This window comes from Ligilactobacillus sp. RTP31139st1_D10_RTP31139_211217, assembly GCF_040226755.1.
Taxonomy (GTDB): Bacteria; Bacillota; Bacilli; order Lactobacillales; family Lactobacillaceae; genus Ligilactobacillus; species Ligilactobacillus animalis.
Genome location: NZ_JBCOAR010000009.1, coordinates 50,130 through 69,714, shown reverse-complemented (window position 1 = coordinate 69,714; position 19,585 = coordinate 50,130). Strand labels below are relative to the sequence as shown.

The following is a 19,585-nucleotide window of genomic DNA, read 5'->3' as shown; positions in this document are numbered from 1 at the left end:
GGGTTATTCGCCCGCTTGCAAACTGAGCTATTTTAGTTGACAGTTGATAATTTTTTTCTTAAACTTTCAGTGACTAAAAATTTATGGATGGAGATGTTATTGGTGAAACACACTAAATTACTTACTGCATTAGGCGCCTTTTTATTGGTCGTCTTGACTTTGAGTGCATGCACTCCGAGTGAAGATGCCGTTAAAAATAGCTCCTCTTCAGCAAAATCTGATAAGAAAGTTACTTTAAATATTGGAACGATGCCAGCACCGGATTCTTTGCCATTATATGTTGCGCAAAAGGAAGGATATTTTAAAGATCAAGGTCTGGATGTCAAATTGACTAACTTTAAATCACCTAAAGAACGTGATGCAGCGATCTCCGGGGGACAATTGGATGCTGCTGTGACTGATGTGGTCGCTTTGGCTAGTTATGTCAATGGTGACTTAGGTTGGAAGAGTGCGACTGGCTTGACCGGTTATTTTGGGATCGTCACAAGTGATGATAGCGTAAAAAATGTGGCTGATCTTAAAGGTAAATCAGTTGCAACTTTGCCACGTCAAACCCCAACATTTTACCTCTATCAACAATTAAAGCAAAACGGTCTTTCCACTAGTGACGTAACGATCAAGGAAGTCCCAGCTATTCCTGCTCGTTTGCAATTAGTTGAACAAAAGCAAGCCGACGCCACGATCTTACCTGATCCATTTTTGAGTATGGCTAAAGCAAGTGGCTTAAAAGAGATCGCTAAAAGTGATCCTAAGACTTACCAAACAACGATCCTTGGTGTAGACAAGAAATTGGGCGATGACAAGGCTACTTTGGCAAAATTGACAACAGCCTATAATAAAGCAGTTGCTCAGATCAATAAGCATAAGGCCAGCGATTATCAAGCAATCTTGACCAAAGATCTTGGCTTCCCAGAAGCGGTCGCTAAAAACTACACTTTGCCTCATTATGAAAAAGCGGGACGTGTCCCAGCTAAGATGCTTCAAGCAGCCTTCAACTATGCTAAAGAAGAGGGCATCTTGAAAAGTGATATCGATGCTAGTCACTACCAATTACCGGTGGCTAAGTAATGTTTGAACTTGAGCACTTGACGATCGGATATGCGAAGCGTCAAGTCATCACCGATCTTAGTTTGAAGATCCCTGAACAGACGATCTTAGCCATTTTGGGTCCATCTGGGAGTGGGAAGACGACGCTTTTAAATGCGATCGCGGACTTATTGCCGCACAGTGGTGGGATCTCTTTAAATGGTAAACCGGTCACACCTAAGCAAGCCACCCTCGCATTGGTGCCCCAAGATTATGGCTTACTACCTTGGAAGCGTGTCAGACAAAACATCGAACTAGGGGCTAAGCTCAAGGGGCAAAAGCTGGATACTAGAAAAGTACAGCAACTGTGTGCGACCTTGGAGTTGACCGACGTTTTAACTCGTTATCCCAGTCAACTTTCTGGAGGCCAAAAGCAACGAGTGGCCTTAGCGCGGGCCTTTGCTTTGACACCTGATCTGTTATTGTTGGATGAAGCTTTCTCTGCTTTAGATATGGTGATCAAGCGCCGGGCTCAACAGTTGTTCTTAGCGCAGTGGCAACAAAGCCCGGTAACGACATTGATGGTCACGCATGATCTAAAAGAAGCTTTACAACTCAGTGACCAGATCTTGATCTTGACTAAAGACCAGCCACGCTTGATCGAAAATCCACTTCAAGAAGTTTCATTTACTAACCGCGACCGTCCAGAGATCTTGGCGCCGGCTTTGACGAAATTAGAAGGGTTGGTGGCAACATTATGGTAAAACGTGGCTTGCAGTTGCTGTATGCTGTGCTCATCTTGCATATTTTGTGGGCGTTGGGAGCTTGGGTCGTAGATCGGCCCCTTTTGCCGACTCCTTGGGCGGTATATATGTATTTTCCCCACTTGTTGAATATGGATCTATGGTGGAATATCTACCTTAGTTTGTATCGGCTGGCAATGAGTTTAGTGTTTGCGACACTCATCGGTGTTCCATTGGGGATCATGAGCGTTTGTTTGCCTAAATTTGGAGCATTATTTGAACCACTGGTGTATTTTACGTATCCGATCCCCAAGATCGCTTTACTGCCTGTGATCATGTTGTTAGCTGGCTTAGGCAATGCTTCAAAGATCATTACGATCACTTTGATCATCGTCTTTCAAATCATCATTGGAGTCCGGGATGCGGTCAAACAGATCCCACCCACGATGTATCAAGTGCTAGATGTGTTGGCTGCTGATCGGTGGCAGACTTTTGTCAATGTTACGGGGCCAGCGAGTTTGGCGGGCTTTTTCTCTGCGTTGAAGATCGCTTTAGGGACCGCCATTGCCACGCTATTTTTCACAGAGATGTATGGGACACAGTATGGTATGGGTTACTATATCATGGACCAGTGGAATCGCTTGGATTACTTAGCGATGTTTGGTGGGATCATTGTGATCAGTGTGGTCTCGTTTCTTTTATTTTTAACGATCAGCGGTTTAGAGCGTTACTGTTTACGCTGGCAAAATAAATAATATGTGAAAGTTCAGTCGTAAGTAGGCTGAACTTTTTTGTTGACATTTGTAAACATAGGTGTATTATATAGTTGTGATTACAAATGTAAACGGAAGAGGGAGAAATAAATGGCACAAGCATTGACACTAGTTGTAGCAGTAGTTTTGATCGGCTTTATCAGTTGGTGGTTCTTTGGCAAACATGAACAAAAAGAGGTAAGTGCAACGATGGAAGATAAAAATTTGCAAAAAGTAAAAATTGTAGTCGATGGGGGTTATACGCCAAATACTGTTGTTTTGAAAAAGGATGTTCCAGCTGAGATCGTTTTTGAACGTAAAGATCCATCAGCATGTTTGGAAAAAGTCGTCTTTGAAGATTTTGGGATCAATGAGACCTTGCCCAAAGATCAAGACCATGCGATCAAGATCGATACGCATAAGGCGGGTGAATTCAATTATGCTTGTGGGATGAACATGTTTCATGGGAAGGTGATCGTTAAATGATGTCATATCAAAAACGTTTTTGGCTTGCATTAGTTTTATCGTTACCGATGTTGGTGGACATGTTATTGATGCCCTTTGGTGTAATGATGCCTGGGTATAATTGGATCGCATTGGTCACGACGACATTGATCATGGCCTTTGCTGCTTATCCATTTTGGCGTAGTGCCTATGCAGCTTTTAAGCATCATAATGCCAATATGGATACATTGGTGGCCTTAGGGACAGCGGTCGCTTATTTTTACAGTATCTTTGCGATGGCCACAGGACGCCCCGTGTACTTTGAAAGTGCTGCTTTCATCACGGTCTTTGTTTTATTAGGACAAGTCTTTGAAGAAAGAATGCGCAATAATGCTTCGAGCGCTGTTGAAAAGCTTCTCGATCTGCAAGCTAAAGAGGCGACGGTCTTACGCGCTGGTAAACCGGTCAAAATACCTCTAGATCAAGTTAAAGTTGGTGATCTGGTCCAGGTCAAGCCGGGCGAAAAGATCGCAGTTGATGGCATTGTCGTCCGGGGCGATTCTTTGGTCGATGAATCGATGGTGACTGGGGAAAGTATGCCCATCGAAAAGACAAAGGGTGAGCCAGTTATTGGTTCAACGTTGAATACCGATGGAACTTTGGTGTTTGAAGCTAAAAAAGTCAGTGCGGAAACCTTACTATCCCAGATCGTCGAATTGGTCAAAAAAGCCCAGACCAGTCATGCACCGATCCAAAAGTTAACGGATAAGATCTCAAATTATTTTGTCCCGTTAGTAATGATCTTAGCGATCGTGACTTATGTTGTGTGGTACGTCTTCTTAGGTGCAAGTGCGATCACGGCCTTGCTCTATGCGATCGCTGTGATCGTGATCGCTTGCCCGTGTGCGCTGGGATTAGCGACACCGACAGCTTTGATGGTCGGAACGGGTCGGAGTGCTAAAATGGGTGTTTTGATCAAAAATGGTGAAGTTTTAGAGTTAGTTGACCAATTAAAAACGATCGTCCTAGATAAAACGGGGACGATCACTGAAGGTAAGCCGGTCGTAACTGATGTCGTCGGCGAAGACAGTGGCTTAGTTTTAACGGTGGCAGCTAGCCTAGAAGCGGATTCAGAACATCCATTAGCCCAAGCGATCTTAAAACAAGCGGAACAAGAACAGCTAAAGTTAAGTCTGGTGACTGACTTTAAAGCCCAAAAAGGGATGGGCGTAACTGCCAAATTTGAAGATCAAGTAGCCTTTATCGGAAATGAACGGCTTTTGGGTGATGATGAATTGACCACCGAGCAACAGCAAACGCTCCATGACTTACAAGCTCAAGGTAAGACCGTTTCACTGGTCGGTCTAGCGGGTAAAGTTATTGGGATGATCGCCATTCAAGATGCCCCGAAACCGACTTCTAAGCAAGCTTTGGCCTTATTACAAGCTCAAGGCTTAAAGACAGTAATGCTGACAGGTGATAATGAACGAGCAGCCCAAGCGATCGCTAAAGAAGTTGGGATCGATGAGGTTATTGCTGGGGTCTTACCGCAAGAAAAGGCAAACTACATCGAACAAGAACAAAAGCAAGGAAAAACCGCCTTTGTCGGGGATGGGATCAATGATGCGCCCGCTTTGACGACGGCCGATGTTGGGATCGCAATGGGAGCTGGTTCTGATATTGCGATCGAAGCCGGCGGGATCGTTTTAGTCCAAAATGACCTCATGGGTGTCGTTAAAGCTCTGAAATTGAGTCAAAAAACTTTCCAACGGATCAAATTGAATTTGTTTTGGGCCTTGATCTACAATGTGGTCGGGATCCCGATCGCAGCTGGTGTTTTCGTGGCTTGGGGCTTGACGCTCAGCCCAGAATTAGCCGGCTTAGCGATGGCCTTTAGCTCGATCTCAGTTGTCGGTAGTTCATTGTTATTGAATAAAGTTAAGATATAAGAATATGAGATAATGCTCTAAAAATCATATAAATAGGCAAGTGGTCTACTATGTTTCAGCGTGGTAGACCACTTGCCTATTTACTTGTCGAACACGTTTCGATTTAGCTCAGAGCCGTATTGATATCATTATGTTGATCACAGTAACAAACCAAGTAAGCCTAAGATAACTTCGAGGCCGACGATCTTATGAAACAGTAAGACATTACGTGGGAACGTTGTGACTTTATCGGGTGCTTTGACGAAGCCTTGGACGAGCTGATAGTCGCTTTTGACGGTGAGTAAGGACAAGAGTACAAGCCACGGTAGATAACCGAGCACTGCACTTAAGATCAGTCCCAGATAGCTCAAAACATAATTAGCTTGTAATAAAGTCAAACTGTGCTTGGTACCTAGATAATAGGCAAGTGTCTTACGCCCGATCACAACGTCTTCATCTTTGTCGCAGATGTTATTGGCCAGCATGATGTTAGCGATCGTAAAGACAGCCGGTAAGGCGACGATACTACCGGTTAGCCAAAACCAATTATTGTAGGTCGGAGCGTTATAGATATTGATGTAGACTCCGATCAAAGTAATATTTAAACCCATTGCTAGCCCTGAAACCAACTCGCCTAAGGGAGTCTGTGACATGGGATAGGGACCACCGGAATAACAATAGCCGACTAAAAAACTCAAACTTCCTAAGAGCAATAGAGGCCAGCCACTCAGATAAGCGAGATAAAGGCCACTACCGGCAAAGAGCAACAGTAGAATAGCTAATACGCTGTAAGCCCACGGGATAGAAATATCGAAACGTTTGATGATATTATTAGTGCTATTTTGCGCGGCGGTCGAGTTTTGGTAACGGTGATAGTCACTTAATTGATTATGCCCATTGACCGCTAAATGAAAGCAGATCGCCGAAAAAATCAACAAAAAAGTCTCACCGAGATTTACATGATGGTAGTAATAAGCAGCCATGATCGTTCCTAAGAGCAGAGGCAAGACCGTCAGTAAAGTAGTTTGTGCTTGAACTAAAGCTTTAAAGCGTTGAATAGTCTTGCACCTACTTTCCGTAATAGACGAGGGTCTGGGTATCAGGTGTTACCAATAATTTAGTGAGCGAAGCATTGGCGGGTTCGCTTAGATTTTGTAAATTCCCGATATCTAAAAGTAACGCTGCCAGTAATTTGAGCGTAAACCCGTGACTGACGACTAAAAGTGTTTGGTCGGGATGCTTTTTAGTAACTCCAGCTAAAAAACTTTCCAGTTTGGCAGTGACTTGCGCGTATGTCGGTCCCCCTGAAACTTCCCATGAATTAGGTAACAAGTTATGATGCTCATCAAAATACATTGGATATTGGGCATAGAGATCGGTCAAAAGCTGGCCGTTCCAAGTCCCATAGTCAAACTCGACTAGTCGTTCATCTAAAGTTGGTGTAGTTGAGCTGATGAGGTTAGCGGTTTGGACGGCCCGTTTGAGCGGACTGGCATAGACGGCATCAAAACTTACATTAGCTAGCTTGGCTTTAGCGGCTAAAGCTTGTTGTTGACCGAGTTTAGTCAGTGGCGTGTCAATCTTGCTACCCTGCATGATCTGCGCTAAATTAGCCTCACTTTGTCCGTGCCGCACACAATAGATAGTTGTCATGATAAATTCCCCCATTTCTGCTTAAATTCTAGTGCAAGATCGATTTGAAAGTAAACAAAAAAGCCCTGAAAAACAGGACTTTTTTGTTTAGTATCAAAATTACTTGTTCAATGGTTTCCATTCCCAAGCTTCGACTTCAGGTAGGTCAGTACCTTCATCACGAATGTATTGGTGATGTTTTGCGATGATGCTATCCATTTCAGCAACTAATTCGCCGTACTTGTCTGGGTTAGGCAAGCTCAAGACAGCTGATTTCACTAAGTCGAAACGATCCATTTGGTTTAGGACACGCATGTCAAATGGGGTAGTGATATCACCATTTTCACGGTAACCGTGGATCTTGATGTTGTGGTTGTGGCGATCAAAGAAGATGTCACGGATCAAGCCTTCAAAACCGTGGAAGGCAAAGACAACTGGTTTGTCTTTAGTGAAGTACATGTCAAATTCATCATCACTCAAACCACGAGGGTCAACTTTAGGACTTCTGAGTTTCAACAAGTCGACCACATTGATGAAGCGGATCTTTAAGTCAGGCAATTTTTCATGCAAGATCGAGATTGCAGCTAAAGTTTCCAAGTTAGGTTCTGTACCTGCAGCTGCAAAGACGATATCTGGTTCAGCGTTTTGATCTGTTGAAGCCCAATCGATGATCTTAAGACCCTTGTCGACTAATTCTTTAGCTTCAGCAGCTGAGTAGAATTGTTCACGTGGGTGCTTAGATGAAACGATCAAGTTGATCTTGTCGCGGTCATTTAAGACTTTGTCAAAGACAGCCAACAAGGAGTTTGCATCAGCTGGCAAGTATTCACGGATAAATTCAGGTTTCTTATCAGCTAAGTGACCTAAAAGACCTGGATCTTGGTGAGTGTAACCATTGTGGTCTTGTTGGAATACCGTTGAAGTAGCCACCACGTTTAAGGAAGGTATTTCTGTTCTCCAAGGAATTTCCTTAGCTTTACGTAACCACTTGAAGTGTTGAGTCAACATGGAGTCAACGACACGTAAGAAAGCTTCGTATGAGGCGAAGAAACCGTGGCGACCAGTCAAGACGTAACCTTCTAAGAAGCCTTCATCTTGGTGTTCAGACAATTGTGAGTCGATGATCCGGCCTTGTGGTGCCATGAATTCATCGTTAGGTTCTTTGATATCCAACATCCATTGGCGGTTTGTTTCTTTGAAGAGTGGTGCTAAACGGTTAGACATTGTTTCGTCAGGTCCGAAGATACGGAAATTCTTGTTAGCATCGTTTAATTTAACAACATCTTCAAGGTAACGACCTAAAACAGTCATATCTTGTTCTTTGTTCTTACCTGGTGTTGTTGTATCCACAGCATAGTTGCGGAAATCAGGTAAAGCTAAGTCACGGATCAATGAACCAGGATTTGTATGTGGGTTCATTGCCATACGTTTGTTGCCCTTAGGTGTCAATTCAGCCAATTCAGGGATCAAAGCACCTTTTTCGTCAAATAATTCTTCTGGGCGGTAGCTTTCCAACCATTCGACCAAAGCATCAGCATGTTGCATGTCATTTTGGTCAACTGGGATCGGAATTTGGTGAGCTCTAAATGAGCTTTCGATCGGTTTGCCATCCCATTCCTTTGGACCAGTCCAGCCCTTAGGTGCACGGAAGACGATCATTGGCCATACAGGTAATGAATTGTCATTGTTCTTACGTGCATTTTCTTGGATAGCTTTGATCTTTTCGATAGCTTTATCTAAGCCAGCAGCCATTTCTGGGTGCATCTTTTCAGGGTCAGTCCCTTCAACAAAGATCGGATCCCAGCCAAGACCTTCGAAGTATTTACGTAAGTTTTCGTTTGATTCACGTGACAAGATCGTTGGGTTAGAGATCTTAAAGCCGTTTAAGTCTAAAATAGGTAACACAGCCCCGTCATTTATAGGGTTGATGAACTTGTTTGACATCCAAGATGCAGCTAATGGACCAGTTTCAGCTTCACCGTCACCAACAACAGCAGCCACGATCAGATCAGGGTTATCTAGGACAGCCCCAGTTGCGTGGGAGATCGAGTAACCCAATTCACCACCTTCATGGATCGAGCCTGGTGTTTCAGGGGCAGCGTGAGAAGCGATCCCACCTGGGAATGAGAAACGTTTGAAGAGTTTCTTCATCCCTTCAACATCTTGCGTGATCTCTGGGAAAAGTTCAGTATAACTACCATCAAGATATGAGTTGGAGACCATAACTTGACCACCGTGACCTGGACCTTCGACATAGAACATATCAAGGTCGTATTTGTTGATAACACGGTTCAAGTGAGCATAGATAAAGTTTTGCCCGGCGATCGTACCCCAGTGGCCGATCGGTTTGACTTTCACGTCAGATGCTTCAAGTGGGCGACGTAATAATGGGTTGTCCTTTAAGTAAAGTTGTCCCACGGAAACATAGTTAGCGGCACGCCAGTAAGCATCAAGTTTGTTTAAATATTCTTTAGATGAGTAATCTACAGTCATGGCGAGATCTCCTTTGTTAATTTCTTTCTACACTTCTATAATAACGTTTTCTTGGGAGATGTCAACCATTTTGAATATTGGGACGTACCAAAATTAAATTTTACGGAACAAATGCCTATAATAAAGGATTTTTGCTCGAAATTTCTTTTTGTTCTTGGAGCTTGATCACTTCGATATCACGTGAGATCATCAATTCTTCATCAGTCGGAACTAACAAAGCAGCGATCTTAGAATCAGGTTTAGTGATAAAGCCTTCTTCACCCTTAGAATTGAGCGTGTCATCTAGTTTGACGCCCATGAATTCGAGTTCGTCACAGACTAATTTTCTGATCACATCGGAATTTTCTCCGATCCCAGCTGTAAAGACGATCCCATCTAAGCCTTTCATTTCGGCGTAGTATTGCCCGATATAGCGGACGATATTTTTGATAAAGAGCGTAACGGCGATCTGTGCGCGTTTGTTGCCTGCATCTTTGGCAGCGATGACGTCACGCATATCAGATGAGACGCCCGAGATCCCTAAAAGTCCAGACTGTCTGGTCAAGATCGAGATCATTTCTTCTGGGTCGGTGATGTTTAACTTTTTCATCATGTAAGTCACTAGTTCGACATCGACGTCACCCGAACGAGTCGCCATTGTGACCCCAGTCAGTGGGGTGAAGCCCATCGTTGTATCAAAAGACTTGCCATCTTTGACAGCACATAGAGAAGAACCGGCTCCCAAATGACAAGTGATCAACTTGAGGTCTTTAAGCGATTTGTGCATCAAAGCTGCGGCTTGGCGAGCGACATAACGGTGACTGATCCCGTGGGCTCCGTAGCGCCGGACACCGTATTTTTCGTACCATTCGTACGGCACGCTGTAGAGATAATTTTTTTCTGGGATCGAATGGTGATAGGCGGTATCAAAGGAAGCAACAGCTAAAGCATTTGGCAAAAGTTTTTTGAAGACTTTGATACCCAAAAGATTAGCCGGATTGTGTAAACGAGCTAGGTCACTGATCTCATCGATCTTTTTGATCACATCATCGTCGATAACGACGGAATGGTCGAAGTATTCGCCCCCAGCTACGACCCGATGACCAACGGCGGTGATCTCGTTTAGGTCTTTGAGCAAATGGAGTTCGACTAAAAGTTTCAACAAGAGATCAACGGCAAAAGCATGATCTGGGATCGGCAGTTCTTGGTGATATTTTTGACCGTTGTATTTGACAGTCACGCTCGAGCCTTCGATCCCGATCCGGTCGATCAGCCCACTGGCTAAGACATCTTCGGTGGGGATCGCAAATAATTTGAATTTTAAACTAGAACTACCAGAGTTGATGATCAATGTTTTTTCCATGGTGAGGTAAACCCCTTTCATATAGTTAAATCCATTACTATCATAAGCTAACTAGCACCCAATGTAAACGCTTCAGTTTGTGAAGTGGTGAGCTATCATAGGGCAATAACGTCTAGTAAATAACGATGGGAGCACCCTGATGCGTTTGTTGCATCAAAGTGCCCCTATTGTTTAAAGTAATTGCCTCACAAACTCACTTGGATTTAATTTAAAAAGGCTAAAACACCGTATAAAGTGATAAGTATCACCGCTAGACCCCATTGCCACTTAGGCAGGTGGTCTTGAAAGCTAAAAGTTCGCGGATAGCCCTCTAAAAAACCTTGGACTCGTATTGCTTGTGCTAAAGCATCGGACCATTGAAGAGAGGTCACGATCAACTTTAGATAGAGTGCGGGGGTATAGAAGTGATACGGGTGTTGCTTGTTCAAAGCAGCATAACGCATCAAGCGGAGTTGCTTTTGTAAAGCGCTGACCATATTAGCAGCGGCTAAAAAGCCATAAACAAAGGTCTGAGAGAGCTTGAGATGTAAGACTAAGCTAAATAAGATCTTCTCTAAACTCGTGGTCAAAAGCAGACAACAGCCTAGCAATAAATAACAAAAGAGCCGGCTGGTGTACAGGGCTGCATTGGCCCAAGCATTTGTTTGACTAAAGGCGATAAAGGACCACCATGTTCCAAAGGCGAGGGGCAAGCTGACCAATAAGATGAGCCCGAGCTTTTTGTAAGACACGCGTTGACTAGCCAGGTAAAGCAAGCACAGAGCACAAAGAGCGATATTTAGCCATAAAACATGGGCAAAAGCGAGCAATAGCCCTAGACCAAGCATGAGGATGACTTGGATCGTAGGATTTAAGCGAAATTTTGTCAATTTTCGTTTCCCCCTAGCTTTAACGTTTGATCTTCAAAAATAAGTTCGTAATCCAAATGTTCAGTGATCCCTACGCGTTGATGCGAGGTCAATAAGACAGCGGTCTGTTCAGCTTGGCAACTGTCTTTGAGCAAAGTCAAGCAAGTCTGGATACTAGCTTGGTCGAGATTGGCGAAGGGCTCGTCTAAAAGTAAGACCGGTTGTCCCATTGCTAAAACACTTAAAAATTGGAGTTTTTGTTGCTGCCCGCCGGAGAGTTGGTAAATAGAGCAGGGCTCAAGTTCATCCAGCCCCAGGACCTGTTTGGCATGTGCAAGCCGTTCTTTAGTCCAATAGTGGGGCGCTAAAGTATTGCGGCTGACAAGTGCGAGTTCTTCTTGGACGGTCGCACAACTAAATTGCGCCGTCGCTTCTTGGAGCATGAGGCCGACTGTTTTGGCCCAACGCTGTTTGAAAAAATGCGGTGGACGTTGCCCAGCATAGCTCAATTTTCCTTGATAGGGGATAAGGGTACAAAGCGCTTGCAATAAAGTCGATTTCCCCACACCATTTGCTCCGCTCAACAGCCCGAGTTGCCCTTGGGGAAGGGTAAGATCATGTGGTTTCAACAATAAATTTTCCCCGCGAGTTAAACTGAGCTGTTTCCAAGTTAATTTCCCGGGTTTTAATGGGCGCCGATCTAGGGGAGCCGGAGTGGCTGACGTCAATTTGGACAAGTCGAACTTGATGAGACGACTGTGCTCGGCATTGAAGCGATAGGCAAAGTCGAGCAAGTCTTGGTAGCCACTGGGATCATGATCAGCGATGATAAAAGTCTTGCCTTGATTTTTTAATTTCAATAATAGCTTTAACAGTTTGGCTTTACTAGTCGGATCAACGTTAGCAAAGGGTTCGTCGAGTAAGATGATCTCACTTTCGGTCGCCAGTACACAGGCGAGGGCCGCTTGTTGCTTTTGTCCACCTGACAGCGTAGAGAGTTGGCGATCTTTGAGCGAAGTCAGTTCTAGTTCTTGCAAGATACGTTGCTTTTGGGCAGTGATCTGTTTAGCTGGGAGCTGTAAATTTTCAAGGACAAAGGTCAATTGTTGGTCTAAAGTCGCCATACAAAAGCGTTTGTCAGGATCTTGAAATAGCATCCCGATCCGTTTAGCACGCTCAAAGGGCACGATCTGTTCGAGGGGCTGATCTTCTAAAAAGATACCGCCATGGGTGATCTGTCCGCCAAATTGAGGATACAGTCCACAAAGCAATTTAAAAAAGGTCGATTTACCACTGCCCGAAGGAGTAGCTAATAAGCTACAAGTTTGGGGCTCAACGTAAAAATCCAGCTTTTCAAAGAGCGGTGGTCGCCCGGGGGCATAGCTAAAAGTCAGTTCTCTAAGTTCTAATTTGACCATCAGATGCGCACCTTAGCTTTCGAGACGAGTTTTGCGATCTGGTAGATGAGTACACCATCAAAAAAGGCTAAAGATAATAGCCGGATACCAAATAAAGTCAATAACATCGAAAGTGGGTAGGCCTGGTAACCACTTTGGAAATAATCCCAAGCAAAGGTCACAATGGCTGAAAAGATCACAGATAAGGTCAGTGCTTTTTTGCCAAAATTTTTATAACCATAAGTCAAAAAGCCTAGTTCACTGGCAGCCCCTTGTAAAGCACCCGTGATCAAGTTAGCCGCACCCCAGCTGGAAAAGAGCAACATCTCAGCGGTCGCAGCGAGAAATTCGCCTAAAAAAGCCGCCCCTCGACGTTTCAATAAGATCGCTGCCAGTGGACCAGCCATCAGCCAGATCCCAAGCATCAGATCATTGGCGTAAGGTTTAAGGAAAGTTGCCGCTAAAGCGTAGTATAGATAGCTTGCACCTTGATAGATCAAACCAAAAAAGGCAGCTAAAAGGGCAAGAAAGATGATATCTTTGGTTTGCCAATGTTGTTTTGTTGAATTTGGATCGTATGTTTGCATACAAAAACCCCCTGCTTAGATTATATAAGCAGGGGTGTGATGGTCTGGGCGCACGAAAAAATGCTAAGCTCCCTCCGCTGGTATTAACCAGATCAGGTGATATGGGTATTTCTCAGCCAAACGGCACCCCAGCTTATATCGCTCACAGTATAGCAATGTTTATGTGAGCTGTAAAATATTATGCTTATTGCGCAACACTGACAAAGGTATTGAATTTCAAATATTTGTAGTGGAAACGCATGTGTGAATATTCAAACGGTGTCCCGTTATCTAAGAAAAAGACACCTTCCATGATCCCAGTCGGTTCGTGTTCATTTAAGCCTAATAATTCACGATCGTTAGGCGTTGATGGCTCGGCAAAGACTGAGAGAAATGATTTAGTGACTGACTGATTGTGCTTATCTTGCATGTAGTTAAAGATCGAGCCTTTGATCGTTTGTTGATCTAGTTTAGGCACGATCTTGATCGGAATATAGCCTGTTTCGATCATAAATGGTTGGTCATCAAAGAGACGCAAGCGCACGATCTTGTAGACAAAATCTTCTGGATCTAAGAAGAGATCGCGTTGCAATTCTTCACTGGGACGTTCGACGTCAAAGCTCAAGACTTTGATCTTAGGTTTTTTCCCGTCCATTTGGAAGTTATCGGTGACCCCTAAGTTAGAACCTTCTTCGTAGTTGAAGACCGATTCATTTTTGAGGTATAGGGGATTGATAAAAGTTCCCGAGCCTCTTTTTTTGAAGATGATCCCATCATTTGCCATGCGATTCAACGCGCGCTTGATCGAGCTACGACTAACATCATATTGACTGGCAAGCGTACGTTCATCGGGTAGTTTCATATCGGGGAATTCATGATCAAAGATCTTTTGTTTGAGATCAGAGATGATCTGTTTATAAATAAGTTCGGCCGTAGTTCTCACCCTTTCACTAGTTCTTATTAAATTCTAGTTAACCACAAGAAGACTAAAACAACAAGAAATAAAAAATATTATGAGTTTTACTAAAATTTTACTAACTATTTTGGCAAATAAATGGTAGAATATTTTTGAGAGAATTGAAACTCATCTGCTGGGAGGAAATAAAATGTCAGTTTTAGTTTTAGGTGGCGCTGGCTATATCGGTTCACACACAGTTGACCGCTTAGTAGACCAAGGCCAAGATGTTGTAGTAGTTGACAGCTTAGTGACGGGTCACCGGGCTGCGATCAATGATAAGGCTAAGTTTTATCAAGGCGATCTTGCAGATCAAGATTTCATGCGTAAAGTATTTACAGAAAATCCTGAGATCGATGCAGTGATCCACTTTGCAGCTTACTCATTGGTCGCAGAATCGATGAAAAAGCCATTGAAGTATTTTGATAACAACACGGCTGGGATGATCAAGTTGTTGGAAGTTATGAATGAATTTGATATCAAAAATATCGTCTTCTCATCCACCGCAGCAACTTATGGTATTCCTGAAAAAATGCCGATCATGGAAAGTGATCCACAAGATCCGATCAATCCTTACGGTGAAAGTAAGTTGATGATGGAAAAGATCATGCGTTGGGCAGATGAAGCCTACGGGACAAAATTTGTCGCATTGCGTTACTTCAACGTGGCGGGGGCTAAGCCAGATGGTTCGATCGGTGAAGATCACGGTCCAGAAACGCACTTGATACCGATCGTTTTACAAGTAGCTCAAGGCAAGCGGGATAAGTTACAGATCTTTGGTGATGATTATAACACACCAGATGGGACCAACGTGCGTGATTATGTGCACCCATTCGACTTGGCGGATGCTCATATTTTAGCGGTAGATTACTTACGCAAGGGCAATGAGTCCAATGCCTTCAACCTAGGTTCTTCGACAGGTTTCTCCAACCTTGAGATCGTTGAAGCAGCTCGCAAGGTAACGGGCAAAGAGATCCCAGCTGAGATCGCTCCAAGACGTGGCGGTGATCCGGATTCCTTGATTGCAAGTTCCGACAAAGCCCGTGAGATCTTGGGTTGGAAGCCACAATTCGATAACATCGAACGCATCATCGAAACAGCTTGGGCATGGCATTCAAGTCATCCAAACGGTTATGATGACAAATAAGAAGTGCAATTCAGAGTGCTTAGAAACGTATAAATAAGAGCCGCCGACATTGTAATGTGTATTTTGCATTACGATGTCGGTGGCTCTTATTTACTAGTCTCTGCTCTGAATTGCACGTTACGGATACATAGCTCAAGTGCGCATTTTGCATTGCGTTGCATTTATCCACAAAAAAAGGAAATGCCAGCTGACATTTCCTAATACGATCTAGGTGAGTTGGGTCAAGAGTGGTTTTGCCTTGGCGTTATCCAATGGCAAGTAAGCCGGACCAACAGCTGCGCGATCGATCGCTAAACTATAATTGCTTGTGAGTGAAGGGACCATTTTTGAAAGCTCGTTCAATTGTTCCGAGACAAAGCGAGAGAAGGAGAAGTTGCGTTGCTCTTTCATCGTTTTTTCAAGATCAATATTAAAGGTCACATCTAAAAAGCAACCACTTTCCTTATCGGATAAACGCCATGCTTTACTGTGGTTCTGTCGTGATTCAATTTTTTCAACTACTGTTTCAGCCATAAAAAGCCCCTCCTAGAAAAATCTTTGGTTGTATTAACGTCTATACCATACTATGGATCAAAATTTTTTGCAAGCGTTTTACATTTGTTGATAAGTAAATCAGCAGAAATCATTATTTGAGTGCCTTAAATAGTGGGGGTCTAAGGACTTATCTTTAATACTTAAGATTATTTTAAGGAAAAATCTGCAAACTATACCAATTTTTGAAGTTTTAAAAAGTCGCTAAGCATCTGTGCAAGCGCTTTAAATAAAAGTGTAAATGCGGTAAAATAAGAGTAGTTAAATAACGCATTTATAAGTGAGATTTGGAGGAGATTTTTGATGGATATCTTTAGAAAAGAGCTTGATACCTTTGATGGACATACAGTGACTCAGATCACTTTGGTCAACGATAACGGAGTCGAGATCTCATGCTTGACGATGGGAGCGATCTGGCAAGCTTTTAACGTTCCAAGTGGTGCGGGGAAGAAGAACTTATTATTGAGTTTTGATCATACAAAGGATTACTATGCCAACGCTCAAAATATCTGTAAGGTGATCGGTCGAGTAGCTGGCCGGATCGCGCATGGTAAGTGTGAATTAAACGGTGAGCAGGTTCAATTGCCACAAAATGAGAACGGTAATACGTTACATGGGGGCGCAAATGGATTTAGCACTTATAACTGGAACTATACCACTTCACGCAATAAAAATAGTGTGAGTGTTATCTTCCAAAAGAAGATCACCGAGAAGATGGATGGTTTCCCAGGAAATATTTTGGCAACGATCATCTATACTTTAAATAACAATAACAAAGTGACAATCGCCTTTAGTGCATTGGGTGGCTCAAAAGATAGTTTGTTCAACCCGACCAACCATGTATACTTCAATTTGAGTGACCGCCAAGACCTTTCCAGCCACTCACTTAAGATCAATAGCAGTGCAACGTTAGAGACGGACGAAAATAATATTCCGACTGGCCGGGTCAAAGATGTCGAAGATACACCACTTGATTTTAGAGAGTTCCGCAATGTTAAAGTAGCCGCTGACGAAGCTGACGGCTTTGATGATGCTTTTGTGGTCAACCAGCCGGGTAAAGGGACAGAACCGATCGCTGTTTTACGTGATGAAGATAGTGGCCACCAGATCACGATCGATTCCGATCGCAACGGCTTGGTAATGTACAATATGCCAGCCTTAGATACTGAGATCAAGTTCACACGTGATCAAGGTAAACCAGCGATCCCAGGCGAAGGTTTAGCGCTTGAAGCTCAGACCTTACCAGATGCGATCAATCAAGAAAACTTTGGTGATATCATCTTACCGAAGAACGGTAAGCGTTCATATCACATCCAATTTGCATACGATAAGATCAAGTAACTGTTTTAGGGCCGTGTTTTATAGAAGCACGGTCTTTTTTTGTGATATTCGACTTACTACACTTATCAAGTATTAATGGTATACTTAAATTATTATCTTTAAGTAAGGGGAAAGTTTATGGATCTTTGGAAAAAGTTTATCAATAATGTCTCCTTGAGACGATTCGTCGTCTTACTAGGCATCATTGGTGTTTTGTATGCTTTACGTAGCTTGATCAGCATCATTTTGCTGACGTTTATCTTCACATTTTTAGTGGTACAGCTGACCAATTATATTCGGCGGTATGTGAAGATTCCATCGCAATTGATCGTGATCGTGACCTATCTATTGTTCATCGGTTTTATCTATCTAGCAGTGACGATCTATGTACCTAAACTCGCTGTCCAAACCGAAGCGATGATCAATTCATTATTGAGTTTTTATCAGCATCCACCGCATGGAGCGCAGGATCTGATACACTATATCGACCGCTACTTTGGTAAGATAGATATCATGCAACAGTTCAAGGGTGGCTTTGGGATCGCGCTAGGCTATCTTAAGAGTTTGGGCTCGATCGGCTTTACGTTTGTGATGTCGTTACTGTTGAGTTTCTTTTTTACGATCGAAAAAGACGATCTCTATCGTTTTTCTAAAGGCTTTTTGAGTGGCCCATTTGCGTGGTTATTCGAAGATATTTATCATTTTGCCAAGATCTTTGTGAATACTTTTGGGGTCGTACTTGAAGCTCAATTTGTGATCGCCGTCGTCAATACGGTGATCACCACGATCTGTTTGGCGATCATGAACATGCCTCAATTGCTCAGTTTAGGGATCATGGTCTTTGTGTTGAGTTTAGTCCCTGTAGCTGGGGTGATCATTTCCGCGATCCCGATGATGTTTATCGGCTATTCGGTCGGTGGGTTGCGCTATGTCTTTTATATTGTTATTATGCTAGTCGTTGTTCATGCTTTGGAAGCCTATATCTTAAATCCAAAATTCATGGCTAGCCGCACGGAATTACCGATGTTTTACACCTTTGTCGTCTTATTTGTTGCAGAACATCTCTTTGGTGTTTGGGGCTTGATCGTGGGTATTCCGATCTTTACCTTTATGTTAGACGTTTTAGGCGTAAAGCCGGTCCATGCCAAGGGTGAACGTTTGAAGAAAGTTAGAAAGTTGGAGCGTAAAAATGAATAAGCAGGAATTTTTGGCAGAATATGCTGTTGCCCGCAAAAATACTGATTCGGTCAAGTGGGATAATTTAAAAGAAACTTTCGATGCAGAAGATCTATTGCCACTTTGGGTCGCTGATACTGAATTTAAAGCACCAAAAGAAGCACTTGAAGCGATGACAAAACGGATCGCGCACGGTGCGTTTGGCTATTCACTAACACCGGATGCGTATTTTGAAGCTTATTTTAAATGGCAAAAAGAACGCTATGGGATCGAATTACATCGCGAATGGATGCGTTTTGGCACAGGGGTCGTGCAATCTTTGAGCACGTTAGTCAACTTGTTGACGCAAAAAGATGATGCTGTTTTGGTCTTGCAACCAGTGTATTATCCATTTATGAAGGTCATTGAAAATAATGAGCGTAAATTAGTCGTTTCCGATCTCAAGAATGAAGCTGGGATCTACTCGATGGATCTAGCCGATATCGAAGAAAAGATCACGGAAGAGCAAGTGAAGTTATTGATCTTATGTTCACCGCATAATCCAGTCGGCCGTGTCTGGTCTGAAACAGAACTAGCCGAGCTACTCGAATTATGTCGTCAAAAGCAAGTGCTCGTGATCGCAGATGAGATCCACCATGACCTTTTGTTGACAGATAAACCATTTATCTCAGCTTTAGAAGTCAGCGAAGGCAAGTATCGCGATAATTTAGTCGTTGTCGATGCGCCATCGAAGACCTTTAACATGGCAGCTCTGCAAAATAGTCATGTGATCATCCCTAATCCGCAGATGCGTCAGCGCTATGACAAGTTAGTTGAGCGTTTAGCTGCCCCAGCCGGTAGTATTTTAGGCAAGGTGGCTGCAGCTGCTGCCTATGAACATGGTACTTCGTGGCTCGAAGGTCTATTGGAAACGATCCAAGCTAACTATGACTATGTAAAGGAAAATCTAACTAAAGCTTATCCACAGATCGTCATTTCACCGTTAGAAGGAACATATCTAATGTGGATCGATCTTAGTGCAGTCGTGGATCCAGCTAAATTAGAGTTTTTTGTAAAAAATAAGGCTGGTTTAGCAGTCGATTTTGGCGATTGGTTCGGCGCTTCGGGTGCGGGACATATTCGGATCAATTTAGCCACGACACCTGAAAATATCGAACGTGCCGTGACTGCTTTGCTGAAAGCTTTAGATGAAAATCAAAGCTAAATTCACTAAAGCACTATCAATTTTTTGCATTTCAGTGTAAAATATCTTTGTATCATAAACATAAGAAAGAGGTTTTTACTA

General features: G+C 43.2%; 18 protein-coding genes and 1 riboswitch. Of the genes, 9 read left to right on the top strand and 9 right to left on the bottom strand.

All coding sequences use genetic code 11. The features are described 5' to 3' along the window. Positions 1-93 precede the first annotated feature (93 nt). From ABT996_RS06835 to ABT996_RS06815, 5 genes are all read left to right on the top strand, one after another. The gene (locus tag ABT996_RS06835) at positions 94-1,068 is read left to right on the top strand and encodes an ABC transporter substrate-binding protein (protein ID WP_225361424.1); all 975 of its coding nucleotides are present in this window, start codon (positions 94-96) and stop codon (positions 1,066-1,068) included. Next, positions 1,068-1,790, top strand: coding sequence for an ABC transporter ATP-binding protein (locus tag ABT996_RS06830; RefSeq protein ID WP_035448579.1), 723 nt, complete (start codon positions 1,068-1,070; stop codon positions 1,788-1,790). Before ABT996_RS06835 ends, ABT996_RS06830 begins: the two co-directional genes overlap by 1 nt. Next, the gene (locus tag ABT996_RS06825; RefSeq protein ID WP_035448577.1) at positions 1,784-2,524 is read left to right on the top strand and encodes an ABC transporter permease; all 741 of its coding nucleotides are present in this window, start codon (positions 1,784-1,786) and stop codon (positions 2,522-2,524) included. The genes ABT996_RS06830 and ABT996_RS06825 overlap by 7 nt, the downstream gene beginning before the upstream one ends. A 108-nt stretch (positions 2,525-2,632) precedes the next feature. Continuing rightward, positions 2,633-3,007, top strand: coding sequence for a cupredoxin domain-containing protein (locus ABT996_RS06820; RefSeq protein ID WP_035448575.1), 375 nt, complete (start codon positions 2,633-2,635; stop codon positions 3,005-3,007). Continuing rightward, positions 3,004-4,914 carry a copper-translocating P-type ATPase gene (locus tag ABT996_RS06815; protein ID WP_035448573.1) on the top strand — a complete coding sequence of 637 codons (1,911 nt, stop codon included), beginning with the start codon at positions 3,004-3,006 and terminating at the stop codon, positions 4,912-4,914. The genes ABT996_RS06820 and ABT996_RS06815 overlap by 4 nt, the downstream gene beginning before the upstream one ends. A gap of 137 nt (positions 4,915-5,051) precedes the next feature. Here ABT996_RS06815 and ABT996_RS06810 read toward each other — a convergent pair whose 3' ends face one another. The 8 genes from ABT996_RS06810 to ABT996_RS06775 all read right to left on the bottom strand — a co-directional run bounded on the left by ABT996_RS06810 (position 5,052) and on the right by ABT996_RS06775 (position 14,114). Continuing rightward, positions 5,052-5,900 (bottom strand): UbiA family prenyltransferase, encoded by an 849-nt coding sequence (locus ABT996_RS06810; RefSeq protein WP_225361419.1) that lies wholly within the window; start codon positions 5,898-5,900, stop codon positions 5,052-5,054. Between the two features lie 61 nt (positions 5,901-5,961). After that, positions 5,962-6,546, bottom strand: a complete 585-nt coding sequence (locus ABT996_RS06805; RefSeq protein ID WP_010688283.1) for a histidine phosphatase family protein — start codon at positions 6,544-6,546, stop codon at positions 5,962-5,964. A 99-nt stretch (positions 6,547-6,645) separates the two neighbouring features. Continuing rightward, a complete protein-coding gene (locus ABT996_RS06800) occupies positions 6,646-9,018 on the bottom strand; it encodes a phosphoketolase family protein (protein ID WP_035448571.1) in 2,373 nt (790 codons plus the stop codon). A gap of 115 nt (positions 9,019-9,133) precedes the next feature. Further along, a complete protein-coding gene (locus tag ABT996_RS06795) occupies positions 9,134-10,360 on the bottom strand; it encodes an acetate/propionate family kinase (RefSeq protein ID WP_035448569.1) in 1,227 nt (408 codons plus the stop codon). A gap of 203 nt (positions 10,361-10,563) precedes the next feature. Next, entirely contained in the window at positions 10,564-11,229 is a 666-nt protein-coding gene (locus ABT996_RS06790) for an energy-coupling factor transporter transmembrane component T family protein (protein ID WP_010688280.1), read from the bottom strand. Further along, entirely contained in the window at positions 11,226-12,626 is a 1,401-nt protein-coding gene (locus ABT996_RS06785) for an ATP-binding cassette domain-containing protein (RefSeq protein ID WP_035448567.1), read from the bottom strand. Before ABT996_RS06785 ends, ABT996_RS06790 begins: the two co-directional genes overlap by 4 nt. Beyond that, entirely contained in the window at positions 12,626-13,192 is a 567-nt protein-coding gene (locus ABT996_RS06780; protein ID WP_035448566.1) for an ECF transporter S component, read from the bottom strand. The genes ABT996_RS06785 and ABT996_RS06780 overlap by 1 nt, the downstream gene beginning before the upstream one ends. A 52-nt stretch (positions 13,193-13,244) precedes the next feature. Further along, positions 13,245-13,333: riboswitch (TPP riboswitch) on the bottom strand. A 43-nt stretch (positions 13,334-13,376) separates the two neighbouring features. Beyond that, positions 13,377-14,114, bottom strand: a complete 738-nt coding sequence (locus ABT996_RS06775) for a GntR family transcriptional regulator (protein WP_035448564.1) — start codon at positions 14,112-14,114, stop codon at positions 13,377-13,379. A gap of 163 nt (positions 14,115-14,277) precedes the next feature. Here ABT996_RS06775 and galE point away from each other — a divergent pair, with 163 nt between their 5' ends. After that, a complete protein-coding gene (gene galE, locus ABT996_RS06770) occupies positions 14,278-15,273 on the top strand; it encodes a UDP-glucose 4-epimerase GalE (protein WP_035448561.1) in 996 nt (331 codons plus the stop codon). Between the two features lie 207 nt (positions 15,274-15,480). On the opposite strand, the gene ABT996_RS06765 is transcribed toward galE, so the two are convergent. Continuing rightward, positions 15,481-15,786, bottom strand: a complete 306-nt coding sequence (locus ABT996_RS06765; protein ID WP_035448560.1) for a hypothetical protein — start codon at positions 15,784-15,786, stop codon at positions 15,481-15,483. Between the two features lie 321 nt (positions 15,787-16,107). Here ABT996_RS06765 and ABT996_RS06760 point away from each other — a divergent pair, with 321 nt between their 5' ends. From ABT996_RS06760 to ABT996_RS06750, 3 genes are all read left to right on the top strand, one after another. Next, positions 16,108-17,145 (top strand): aldose epimerase family protein, encoded by a 1,038-nt coding sequence (locus ABT996_RS06760; RefSeq protein WP_035448558.1) that lies wholly within the window; start codon positions 16,108-16,110, stop codon positions 17,143-17,145. Between the two features lie 117 nt (positions 17,146-17,262). After that, positions 17,263-18,321: an AI-2E family transporter gene (locus ABT996_RS06755; RefSeq protein WP_035448556.1), complete on the top strand. Its 1,059-nt coding sequence runs from the start codon at positions 17,263-17,265 to the stop codon at positions 18,319-18,321. After that, positions 18,314-19,504 (top strand): MalY/PatB family protein, encoded by a 1,191-nt coding sequence (locus tag ABT996_RS06750; RefSeq protein ID WP_035448554.1) that lies wholly within the window; start codon positions 18,314-18,316, stop codon positions 19,502-19,504. The genes ABT996_RS06755 and ABT996_RS06750 overlap by 8 nt, the downstream gene beginning before the upstream one ends. Positions 19,505-19,585 lie beyond the last annotated feature (81 nt).

Excerpts from the sequence above, each read along its gene's own strand:
- ABT996_RS06780 (WP_035448566.1), bottom strand. The coding sequence starts at position 13,192 with ATGCAAACATACGATCCAAATTCAACAAAACAACATTGGCAAACCAAA.
- ABT996_RS06805 (WP_010688283.1), bottom strand. The coding sequence starts at position 6,546 with ATGACAACTATCTATTGTGTGCGGCACGGACAAAGTGAGGCTAATTTA.
- ABT996_RS06830 (WP_035448579.1), top strand. The coding sequence starts at position 1,068 with ATGTTTGAACTTGAGCACTTGACGATCGGATATGCGAAGCGTCAAGTC.
- ABT996_RS06750 (WP_035448554.1), top strand. The coding sequence starts at position 18,314 with ATGAATAAGCAGGAATTTTTGGCAGAATATGCTGTTGCCCGCAAAAAT.
- ABT996_RS06795 (WP_035448569.1), bottom strand. The coding sequence starts at position 10,360 with ATGGAAAAAACATTGATCATCAACTCTGGTAGTTCTAGTTTAAAATTC.
- ABT996_RS06825 (WP_035448577.1), top strand. The coding sequence starts at position 1,784 with ATGGTAAAACGTGGCTTGCAGTTGCTGTATGCTGTGCTCATCTTGCAT.
- ABT996_RS06800 (WP_035448571.1), bottom strand. The coding sequence starts at position 9,018 with ATGACTGTAGATTACTCATCTAAAGAATATTTAAACAAACTTGATGCT.
- ABT996_RS06755 (WP_035448556.1), top strand. The coding sequence starts at position 17,263 with ATGGATCTTTGGAAAAAGTTTATCAATAATGTCTCCTTGAGACGATTC.
- ABT996_RS06760 (WP_035448558.1), top strand. The coding sequence starts at position 16,108 with ATGGATATCTTTAGAAAAGAGCTTGATACCTTTGATGGACATACAGTG.
- galE (WP_035448561.1), top strand. The coding sequence starts at position 14,278 with ATGTCAGTTTTAGTTTTAGGTGGCGCTGGCTATATCGGTTCACACACA.
- ABT996_RS06785 (WP_035448567.1), bottom strand. The coding sequence starts at position 12,626 with ATGGTCAAATTAGAACTTAGAGAACTGACTTTTAGCTATGCCCCCGGG.
- ABT996_RS06835 (WP_225361424.1), top strand. The coding sequence starts at position 94 with ATGTTATTGGTGAAACACACTAAATTACTTACTGCATTAGGCGCCTTT.
- ABT996_RS06820 (WP_035448575.1), top strand. The coding sequence starts at position 2,633 with ATGGCACAAGCATTGACACTAGTTGTAGCAGTAGTTTTGATCGGCTTT.
- ABT996_RS06815 (WP_035448573.1), top strand. The coding sequence starts at position 3,004 with ATGATGTCATATCAAAAACGTTTTTGGCTTGCATTAGTTTTATCGTTA.
- ABT996_RS06765 (WP_035448560.1), bottom strand. The coding sequence starts at position 15,786 with ATGGCTGAAACAGTAGTTGAAAAAATTGAATCACGACAGAACCACAGT.